Annotated in this window: 11 protein-coding genes and 1 pseudogene; 6 read left to right on the plus strand and 6 right to left on the minus strand. The window is 64.5% G+C overall.

Annotation, left to right across the window (positions count from 1 at the left end; genetic code table 11):
- Positions 1-47: 47 nt before the first annotated feature.
- From JKF87_RS17995 to JKF87_RS18010, 4 genes are all read right to left on the minus strand, one after another.
- Entirely contained in the window at positions 48-488 is a 441-nt protein-coding gene (locus JKF87_RS17995; RefSeq protein ID WP_201101258.1) for a hypothetical protein, read from the minus strand.
- A 167-nt stretch (positions 489-655) separates the two neighbouring features.
- Positions 656-1,129 carry an FUSC family protein gene (locus tag JKF87_RS18000; RefSeq protein ID WP_201101259.1) on the minus strand — a complete coding sequence of 158 codons (474 nt, stop codon included), beginning with the start codon at positions 1,127-1,129 and terminating at the stop codon, positions 656-658.
- A gap of 83 nt (positions 1,130-1,212) precedes the next feature.
- The gene (locus JKF87_RS18005; protein WP_201101260.1) at positions 1,213-2,019 is read right to left on the minus strand and encodes a family 1 encapsulin nanocompartment shell protein; all 807 of its coding nucleotides are present in this window, start codon (positions 2,017-2,019) and stop codon (positions 1,213-1,215) included.
- Positions 2,012-3,100 carry a Dyp-type peroxidase gene (locus JKF87_RS18010; protein ID WP_307418392.1) on the minus strand — a complete coding sequence of 363 codons (1,089 nt, stop codon included), beginning with the start codon at positions 3,098-3,100 and terminating at the stop codon, positions 2,012-2,014. Before JKF87_RS18010 ends, JKF87_RS18005 begins: the two co-directional genes overlap by 8 nt.
- A gap of 256 nt (positions 3,101-3,356) precedes the next feature.
- Between JKF87_RS18010 and poxB the strand changes: the two genes are divergently transcribed.
- The 5 genes and pseudogenes from poxB to JKF87_RS18035 form a co-directional block, all read left to right on the plus strand.
- Entirely contained in the window at positions 3,357-5,081 is a 1,725-nt protein-coding gene (poxB, locus tag JKF87_RS18015; protein WP_201101262.1) for a ubiquinone-dependent pyruvate dehydrogenase, read from the plus strand.
- Positions 5,082-5,092: 11 nt separating this feature from the next.
- Positions 5,093-5,836 carry a (Fe-S)-binding protein gene (locus JKF87_RS18020; protein WP_184116860.1) on the plus strand — a complete coding sequence of 248 codons (744 nt, stop codon included), beginning with the start codon at positions 5,093-5,095 and terminating at the stop codon, positions 5,834-5,836.
- Positions 5,833-7,416 carry a lactate utilization protein B gene (locus JKF87_RS18025; protein ID WP_201101263.1) on the plus strand — a complete coding sequence of 528 codons (1,584 nt, stop codon included), beginning with the start codon at positions 5,833-5,835 and terminating at the stop codon, positions 7,414-7,416. Before JKF87_RS18020 ends, JKF87_RS18025 begins: the two co-directional genes overlap by 4 nt.
- The gene (locus JKF87_RS18030) at positions 7,413-8,006 is read left to right on the plus strand and encodes a LutC/YkgG family protein (protein WP_184116862.1); all 594 of its coding nucleotides are present in this window, start codon (positions 7,413-7,415) and stop codon (positions 8,004-8,006) included. Before JKF87_RS18025 ends, JKF87_RS18030 begins: the two co-directional genes overlap by 4 nt.
- Before the next feature lie 191 nt (positions 8,007-8,197).
- A pseudogene (locus tag JKF87_RS18035) lies at positions 8,198-8,443 on the plus strand (integrase core domain-containing protein); the annotation flags it as partial.
- Here JKF87_RS18035 and JKF87_RS18040 read toward each other — a convergent pair.
- Together JKF87_RS18040 and JKF87_RS18045 are read right to left on the minus strand one after the other, a co-directional pair.
- Complete coding sequence (locus JKF87_RS18040) at positions 8,412-8,711, minus strand: hypothetical protein (RefSeq protein WP_201101264.1); 300 nt, start codon at positions 8,709-8,711, stop codon at positions 8,412-8,414. The pseudogene JKF87_RS18035 and the gene JKF87_RS18040 overlap by 32 nt on opposite strands.
- 3 nt (positions 8,712-8,714) lie before the next feature.
- On the minus strand, positions 8,715-9,173 hold the full coding sequence (locus JKF87_RS18045; protein WP_201101265.1) for a helix-turn-helix domain-containing protein: 459 nt from the start codon (positions 9,171-9,173) through the stop codon (positions 8,715-8,717).
- 493 nt (positions 9,174-9,666) lie between these two features.
- Between JKF87_RS18045 and JKF87_RS18050 the strand changes: the two genes are divergently transcribed.
- On the plus strand, positions 9,667-9,876 hold a 210-nt coding region (locus JKF87_RS18050), incomplete at its 3' end, for a WGR domain-containing protein (RefSeq protein WP_201101266.1).

Consider the following 9,876-nt stretch of genomic DNA (forward strand, 5'->3'; position numbering starts at 1 on the left):
GCCGGCGCAACTCGGCCGAGAACCGGATCGGCGTCGCCTATCGGCCGCTATAGGGCGGCTCCGGCCCCGCTCGCGTGATTTCCGCGCAGGCGGGCGCCGTAGAGGGTGTTCGGGCCGAGATGGATGCCCAGCGCATCGAGCAGGCCAGCGCAGCGCGCGACGGCCGCGATCAGCAGCGGATCGGCCGGGATGGCGCGGCCCTGGCTGGTGATACGCTGTTCCTGCGCGAGCCATGTCAGCAGCAGCATTTCCCCCTCGCCGACGAGACGCGAACCGGGCGGCTGCACGGCGATGCCGTGACGGGCCGCCACGCGGCGCAGCTCGGCGAAGAACAGGGCCTGCGACTTTGCGGCCTGGCGCGACGGCTCCGAGGCTGGCGTATCCTCATGGGGCTGGAAATGCTGTTCGTCGCCGCGCAGCATGGCGAGGGCGCGGCGTTCGAGCGCGGGGCGGCGACGCGGCGCGATCGGGGAGAAAGGGGCGGTCACTTCAAATAGAACTCGAATGGCGTGACCAGCTCGATTTCGTCGAAATCGGTGGTGACGAACGGTCCTGGTAGGCACGAACGTTCAACATTCGTTCTTCAGCTTGGCCAAAATCGCAGCTTCGGGCCGACTGGGCCTGGTAGACACGGGCCACCTCATATCGGTTTGGCTCACCTTGACCGACAATTGAGGCGTTGTACCAGCAAGACGACACAGGCGCCGGAGAGTGCGCCGAGTGCGACTTCGGAAACGCGGGAGAGAGCGATATCGACGGGTGAGTCCGTATGGGGAACGAGAAGGATAACCGTGGTGGTGATACCGGCCAACTGACCGGCATCGCTTCGATTGATCGCCGCGCAGGCGCTGATCGACACAAGAACCGCTATCGCATAGACCCATAAGGTGGGGCCGAATCCGATGGCAAAGCACAACCCAACTATTCCGCCGATGGACGCGCCAATACACTGGCGACGACCAAGATCGGCGGTCGCATGGAACCCTCCCTGGGTGATCGCTATCGCCGTTATCGACGCCCAAAATCCATTCTGGAGCCCAAGCCAGAGCGTGCACGCATAGGCTATAAGCGCCGCGATCACGGAAATACCCGCCTGGCCGAGGCCGACCAGGACACGACGATACAGCACCTTGGCAGAGTTCGCCCTTAGCAAGATGACACCTGCCAATCCATTTCGACGTTCAATTGCGTCCTGCTCGCATATGCTGAACGTTATGCTTCGGAACACGCGAGCGTTACGGCCGCCTCCGTCGTCAGCAGCCGGAAGGTGAAGCTCTCCTGCAGGTAGAGCTCGACCGCCTCTGCGGTGTGGCTGAGATAGCCGATCGACAGGTCCTGGCCGAGCTTCAGCTCGAAATCGCCGCCGCGCGTGGTCAGTACGAGGCCGCCGGTGATGCCGGGCGCCCAGACGACGTCGCCATCCACCAGGCGCTTAATGTGCTGCAGCACCGGATAGCCTTCCTCGCTGCCGCCGCTGATCGCGGTGAACGGATCGTCGCCCAGCACGAGCCGATACGGACCTTCGACGCCGGCGAGGCGCAGCCGATCGACGGCCTGGGCCACGGCTTCGGGATAGCTGGCGACGGCCGCCGGCAGCGTGACCGCCTCGTTGCTGGCTCCCGGTCGGATGCCGCCCATGTCGGCGGCGGGATAGCCGTCGAAGACGGCATGGTTCTCGGCATAGGCGATCGTGCGCGCCGCGTCCTTGAGCGGCTGCCAGTCGGAATCCTCCGAGCCGCGCTCCACGTCGTCGATCGCGGCGCGGGTCAGCGTGAACGGCACGCGCAGCTCGACAATGGCATTGGCGGCACGGCGCACGGCCTGGACGCCATCGGCGGGCGCATCGATCGGCTTGGTGTGGCCGGTGCCGACGGCCGCGAGCGTGGGCCCTTCCGGTTCTGGCACGTCCACGACGCGGCGCGCGGCCAGATAGCGCTTGAGGGTGCGGGTCGCTTCCTGGTCGATCTGCGCCCAGGCGGCTTCGGAGATGGGCGCGAGTTCGCGATGAAGGTTATTCATGTCCTGCCTCGTCTTTCAGTGATCCAATGCCGAGCGAGCCATCCGAGGCGCGCTGGGGTTCGGGTGCCGGCGCCGATGGCGCCGTGGTTTCGGCCGCGCCCTCTTCGCCATCCCCGGCTGCGGGCGGCTCCGGCGTCACGGCTTCCAGGAAATCGGCCGACGGCACGAAATAGAGCGAGCCGGTCACCGCCCGGCTGACGTCGAGCAGACGGTCGTAATTGCCGGGCGGCAGACCGATGAACATATTGTCGAGCATTCGCTCGATGCGTGTGGGCGAGCGGGCGTAGCCGATGAAATAGGTGCCGAACTCGCCCTTGCCGACATCGCCGAACGGCATGTTGTCCCGCAGGATCTGCAGTTGCTCGCCATTCTCCTCGATGTTCGTGAGCACGTTATGGGCGAAGCTGGGCTTGGTCGCCTCGTCCAGCTCGATGTCCGAGAGTTTCTCGCGGCCGACAATCTTCTCCTGCCGCTCGACGGGAATGGCGTTCCACTTGTCGAGGTCGTGCAGGTATTTCTGGACGATCACATAGCTGCCGCCGGCGAAGCCCGGATCGTCCGCCGGCTGGATCACCGTCGCGTCGATCGCGTCCTGCTCGACCGGATTCTCCGTCCCGTCGACAAACCCCAGCAGGTCGCGATCGTCGAAATAGCGGAAGCCATGCACCTCGTCCGTCACCGAGGCGACGCCGGCGAGCCGTTTCACGATCTGCGCCGCCATCTCGAAACACAGATCCTGCCGCGCGGCACGGATGTGGAACAGCAGGTCGCCTGGCGTCGAGGGCGCGTGATGGACGCCGCGGATCTCCCGGAACGGGTGCAGTTCCTTCGGCCGTGGCTCGCCGAACAGCCTGTCCCAGGCATCCGAGCCGATCCCCATGATGCAGGAGAGCCCGCCGTCCGCCGCCCGGAACCCGACGCCCCGCACGAGCGAGGAGAGGATCGCGCAGAGCCCGCGCACCGCGGCCTCTGGCTTCTGCCCCGCACCCATGGTGACGACCAGGAAGATCGCCGCGCGGGTGAGCCGGGCATCGACGGCCTGGGACCGCGCCGTGACATCCTGGGAAACAGTAGAAGGCACTCTCGGCTCCTTGTGCGGCCGGATTAACGGCAACCGATGCGGTAGGTGGGTGGGACGTCGTTGTCCAGCGTACGTCCAATTTGATCGTCTTGCAGCTTGTATGATTGGGCGACCCCATCCCCCAAGGCACGTCTCTCGTGCTGAATCCGCCATTGGTCCCGCATAAGAAGGATTCAATTCACTCGATTGACGACGAATTGTGTTTCATACCGCTGACCGGGCCTGTGATCGGCACGATATCATGGAGACGTAAAGCATGAGCATGACCATTGCCGATCTGATGGCGGAGACGCTGGCCAACGCTGGTGTAAAGCGCATCTGGGGCGTGACGGGCGACAGCCTGAACGGGTTGAACGACAGCCTGCGGCGGATCGGCCGGATCGACTGGATGCATGTGCGGCATGAGGAAGCCGCCGCGTTTGCCGCCGGCGCAGAGGCGGCGGTTACGGGGGAGTTGGCGGTGTGCGCCGGAAGCTGCGGCCCGGGCAATCTCCATCTCATCAACGGCCTGTTCGACTGCCAGCGCAACCATGTTCCGGTGCTGGCGATCGCGGCGCAGATCCCATCATCGGAGATCGGCCTGGGCTATTTCCAGGAGACGCATCCGCAGGAACTGTTTCGTGAATGCAGCCATTTCGTCGAGCTGGTTTCCAATCCCGCCCAGATGCCCGAAGTGCTGCACCGCGCCATGCGCACCGCGATCGGCCGCAAGGGCGTGGCGGTTATCGTCATTCCCGGCGACATCGCCCTGCAGCCCGCCCCCGCCGGCGCGCGAACGGATTTCCCCCCGCTCGCCCAGCCGCGCCTGCTGCCGGCACAGCCCGAACTGGAGAAGCTGGCCGAATTGCTGGACGCCTCTGCTCGCGTGACCATCCTCGCCGGCAGCGGTTGCGAAGGCGCGCATGATGCCGTGGTGGCGCTCGCCGACCGGTTGGCCGCCCCTGTGGTCCATGCGCTGCGCGGCAAGGAGCATGTCGAATGGGACAATCCGTTCGACGTCGGCATGACGGGCCTGATCGGCTTCTCCTCGGGCTATCAGGCGATGCTCGAATGCGACACGCTGGTCATGCTGGGTACCGACTTCCCGTACCGCCATTTCTATCCGGACAAGGCCCGGATCGTGCAGATCGACCGCGATCCCGCCGCGCTCGGCCGCCGCGCGCAGCTTTCGCTCGGGCTGATCGGCGATGTCGGGGAGACCATCTCCGCGCTGCTGCCCAAGCTCAGACCGGATCGCGACCGTGCCTTTCTGGACGCGGCGAAAGCCCATTATGCCAGGGCGCGCGAGGGGCTGGACGATCTGGCGCGTCCCTCGTCACGCGGCCGGCCCATCCATCCGCAATATCTGGCCCGCCTCGTGAGCGAGACCGCGAGCGATGACGCGATCTTCACCGCCGATGTCGGGACGCCCACGGTCTGGGCAGCGCGCTATCTCACGATGAACGGCAAGCGCCAGCTGATCGGTTCGTTCAATCACGGCTCCATGGCCAATGCGATGGTGCAGGCGATGGGCGCACAGGCGGCAGAGCCAGGCCGCCAGGTCATCTCGCTGTCGGGTGACGGCGGCTTCGCGATGATGATGGGCGACTTCCTCTCGCTCACCCAGCTCAAGCTGCCGGTGAAGGTGGTGGTGGTCAACAACGGCTCGCTCGGTTTCGTCGCCATGGAGATGAAGGCCGGCGGCTATCTCGATACCGGCACCGATCTCCAGAACCCGAGCTTTGCCGCGATGGCGGAAGCGATCGGCATCAAGGCGTTCCGCGTGGAAGAGTCCGACGATCTGCCGGGCGCGCTGAAGGCTGCTTTCTCGCATCCCGGGCCGGCGCTGGTCGACGTGGTGACGGCAAAGCAGGAACTCGTCATGCCGCCAAAGATACAGGCGGAGCAGGCCAAGGGCTTCAGCCTCTATATGCTCAAGGCCATCATGAGCGGTCGCGGCGACGAGGTCGTCGATCTCGCCCGCACCAATCTCCTGCATTGAGAGGCAACCCTATGCGTGTCGCATTGTTTGTGCCCTGTTATGTCGACGCCTTCGAACCCGAGGTCGGGATTGCGACGCTGAACCTGCTGCGCCGGTTCGGCATCGATCCCGAATATCCCTTCGATCAGACCTGCTGCGGCCAGCCCATGGTCAACTCGGGCTGCCACGCCGAAGCCAAGGCGACAGAGGCGCTATTCGTCCGCAATTTTGCGGGCTTCGATTACATCGTGGTGCCTTCGGGAAGCTGCGCGCATCAGGTCCGCTGTCACATGACCGCGATCGAGCAGACCGACGAGGTGCGCCATGTTCGCGAGCGCACCTATGAGCTGGTCGAGTTCCTGCATGACGTGCTCAAGGTGGACGGCTTCCCCTGGGCCGAGTTCCCGCACAAGGTGAGCTACCACAATAATTGCAATGCGCTGCGCGGCCTCTTCCACGGCAGCATGTCCGAGCGGCGCGAGCCGGCTACCTCCAAACCGCTCGACCTGCTGCGCATGGTGAAGGGGCTGGAACTGGTCGAGAAGGCGCGGCCGGATGAATGCTGCGGTTTCGGCGGCACGTTCAGCGTGTTCGAGCCGGCCGTCTCGGTGAAGATGGGCCAGGACAAGGTGCGCGACCATGCGATGGCGGGCGCGGACTATGTCGTCTCGGCGGACAGCAGCTGCATGCTGCACCAGCAGGGGTGCGCCGAGCGGCTCGGGCTCCCGCTCCAGTTCCGCCACATCGCCCAGATCCTGAACGGAGACGCGGCATGAGCGGATCGGAGGAACCACGCCGCGCAGAGGATGGCCTGCCGGCCCTGCTTCACGAAGATCTGCACACGGCCGACGATGGCGGCGCGCGCGGTAGCGGCGGCGAGCGTCTGAGCCATGGCGAAGCAACATCCCGGCCGCTTCAGCCGCCCGCGCCGGAGCCGCAGCCCCGCGGCGCGAAGCTCTATCATCGCAAACCCGTCGACCACAATGAGGCTGCGCAGCGCTTCATCGATGCGCCCCGTCACGCGAAAATGCACGACGAACGACTCTGGGACCTGCGCCAGAAGCGCGACGGGCAGATGCATGGCCTGCCCGAATGGGAGGACCTGCGCGAGCTCGCCTCCACCATCAAGCAGCACACGCTCTCCAACCTCGGCGACTATCTGGAACAGTTCGAGTCGCAGGCGAAGGCTAACGGCATCCATGTCCACTGGGCGCGGGACGGGGCGGAACATAACCGCATCGTTCACGGCATCCTCGCCGATCATGGCGCGCGGCGACTGATCAAGTCGAAGTCGATGCTGACCGAGGAGGTCGGTTTTCGCGATTACATGGCGAGCGTCGGCATCGAGGTGGTGGAAACGGATCTTGGCGAGCGCATCCAGCAGCTCGACGAGGAGGCGCCGAGCCATATCGTCGTGCCCGCGGTCCACAAGCTGCGGTCCGATGTCGCGGACGTGTTCGCCAGGGAGCTCGGGACCGACCCCGCCAACGACGACGTCCATTATCTTGCCGAGCAGCAGCGCGAGAAGACGCGGCCGCTGATCCTCGAGGCGGACGCCGGCATGACCGGCGCCAATTTCGCGGTGGCCGAGACCGGGACCTTCGTCGTCTGCACCAACGAGGGCAATGCGGATCTTTCGGCCAATGTGCCGCCGCTCCACATCGCCTCGATCGGGATCGAGAAGCTGATCCCGCGCATCACCGATCTGGGCGTGTTCATCCGGCTGCTGTCGCGCTCGGCGCTGGGCTCGCCGATCACCCAATATACCTCGCATTTCCGGGGGCCGCGTGACGGCGGGGAGATGCACATCGTGCTGGTCGACAATGGTCGCTCGGCGCGTCTGGGCGAGCCCGAATTCTGGCAGAGCCTCAAATGCATACGCTGCGGCGCCTGCATGAACACCTGTCCCGTCTATCGCCGCTCGGGCGGGCTCTCCTACGGCGCGACCTATTCCGGGCCGATCGGCCTGATCCTCGACCCCTCCTTCGACCGCCGGCGCTATTCGAGCCTGCCCTTTGCCTCCACGCTCAACGGCTCCTGCACCAATGTCTGCCCGGTGAAGATCAACATCCACGAGCAGATCTTCGCCTGGCGCAAGGTGCTGGCGGAAAGTCACGACATCGGTTGGAGCAAACAGGCGATGATGAAAGCGGCCGGGACGGTCTTGTCCCATCCGACACTTTACCGCGCTTCCATCGCAACGGCGGAAGGCACGCTCAAGCTGCTCCCGGACTTCATGGTCGCCAATCCGCTCAACAGTTGGACCGCACGCGGACGCGCCATGCCGGATGCGCCCAAGGAGACTTTCCACCAATGGTATGAGCGAACCAATGGCGGAAAGGAGGAGCCGTCGTGAGCGCGCGCGACGCGATACTTGCCGCGGTGCGGGCGAACCGGCCGCAAGGGGACCATCCGCTGCCCGAGTTGCCGATCTTCCCGTTCGCCGCGGAAGGGGGATTGGTCGAGCCGTTCCTGCGCAATCTGGAAGCGATGGGGGGGCATGGCGTCGAGGGGGGCGATATTGAGGGAATATTGCGCGCGCAGTTCCCGCAGGCGAACGTGATCGCCTCCGCCGTCCCGGAATATCGCGGCAATCGCGATCTCGCCCAGGTCAGTGCCCCCAATGATCTCGCCGATGTGGATGTGGCGATCGTGCGCGCTGAATTCGGGGTGGCCGAGACGGGCTCCGTGCTGTTGCCGGACACGGCGTTGACCGTGAACGCGGTGGCCTATCTGGCGCAGCATCTCGTCGTGCTGCTCGCGCCGGACGCCATCGTGCCGACGCTTCAGGAGGCCTATCGCCGCCCGGAATTCCATCGACATCGCTATGCGAGCTTCCACACCGGTCCGTCCGCGACGGCCGATATCGAGGGCGTGCTTATCCATGGCGCGCAGGGTGTGCGTTCGCTATCGGTCGTGATGTGTCCCCTGAAAACCGGCAGTTGAATGACAGTGGAAACGGACTTGGGCCATAATGCGCGTGCCTCGCGATTTACCGTCTATGCCGCCCTGGCGGGCAACATCGCCGTAGCGGGGTCATCGCAGAATGTCTTCACGAGCGTACGCTCTCATGACTTCCATCCGAGACGCTGGCCGAGTTTACTCCTTCGCTGGCCAGGAAGCCAGCGTCGCATTGACCGCAGACGCAGGGCAAGATTGAACGTTGGCACCAGACCCTGAAGAACCGCATCTTGCTGGAGAACTACTACCTGCCTGGCGATCTCGAAGCCCAGATCGAGGCGTTCATCGAGCACTATAATCACCAGCGCTACCATGAGAGCCTGGGCAATGTGACGCCCGCCGACGCCTACTTTGGCCGCGATCGGCAGATCCTCGCCCAGCGCGCCAACATCAAGAAGCAAACCATCGAACATCGGCGCTTGCCACTGACTTTGCGCCAAATGTTTCGACGACGGACACCGGGCAGGCCGACTGCATGGCCTTTACCGCTCGCACCCCTCGCGCCTCAGGATCATCGAAACTACGCTCACGCGCCATCTTGATCAGGGCTGCCTTGGTCTCGTTGAGAACGGGCTCTGACCAGCGGACGCGAAAAAATTCGGCTTTGGCCAGCGATAGCAGCAAGTTGCGCCGCCAGACACTGACGAGCGTACAGGCATCAATGAGGGCCGTGTAGCGGTTTGCGAACACGGGTCAGACTAGGTCGGCATCGCCGCTGATGAGTTCGTCGAGGGCCCGCGAACGTTCATCATCGCGCTGCGCCTTGTAGCGAAACACGTCATCGGCCCGGATGCGGCGATGACGTCCGACCAGAGTGTGGGGCATCGCCTCCTGCTCGAGCAGCTTGATTAGGTAGGGACGTGACACATTGAGGAGGTCGGCGGCTTGCTGCGTCGTCAGCATTTCCTGGATCGGTACGAGAGTGACCGCGCTGCCGCTGCCGATATGGCGCAGCAATTCCAAAAACAGATCAGACATGGCGGGCGTGAGCGTAATTTCGACCGGCCTTTTCGATTCCGGCTCGTGGACACGCAAGGTTGCTTCACCAGACTTTTGGGCCGCCAGCATGCGGCGAAGCTGGTTCGCGATCTGGCGGTCATCAGCCGACGGCATATGGCCGCCGAACGGCTCGGAATGCGCAGGCAATGTCATGAGAACTTTCCGTGGTAGAGCAATTTCGTAGCGCATATTCGAAATAAACGCAACGTAAATGGGTTCCCCTGGGCTAGCGGAGCCTTCCCATCGGCCGTTCAATCCGCTGATGCCGGGCGTCGGGCACCCTTGGGCGTCATAGCCTTATCCGAATCTACAAACCTCGAGGGCCAGCAGGGCGCCAGCGACGCGCAGAAGCGCGGACCAGGGGAACCGCGCAATGGGTGCACAAGGCAACGTCCTGCCCGTGCTTGTCGCGCGCGATGGATTGGCGCGAGGGCTCGTGCTGGCCCAGGAAACAAAGCAGGGATCTCATGCACGCCGAATACCGTTTGCAACGGCCGGTGTCATCCAGAACTGGCCGTGCTTTGAGTCCTGGCGGTTGTCCGCACCCGGTGGCCGATTCTGTAATCGCCTGCGTGAATCACCGAGGCACCGGTGATTCAAAATTCGCGTTGGAGCGCAGCCTTCGCGCGCGTGTAAAACGGGAGCCATGGACATCGAGACGATGCTTACCGAGTTGCTGGCACCCGAAGGCGGCCGGCTTGCGCTCGAAGCGCGCGACCCGGCGCGCGGGCTCGCACGACGCTGGCAGGTCGAGGTGCGCGAGGACCTGTTTGGATGGACCACGCTGTCGTGGAACTGGGGGAAGATCGGCACCCCCGGGCAGGGCAAGCAGCGCTCGTTTGCGGGGCGCGATGAG

It is taken from the genome of Brevundimonas nasdae, from assembly GCF_016654005.1.
In the GTDB taxonomy this organism is placed as follows: Bacteria; Pseudomonadota; Alphaproteobacteria; order Caulobacterales; family Caulobacteraceae; genus Brevundimonas; species Brevundimonas nasdae.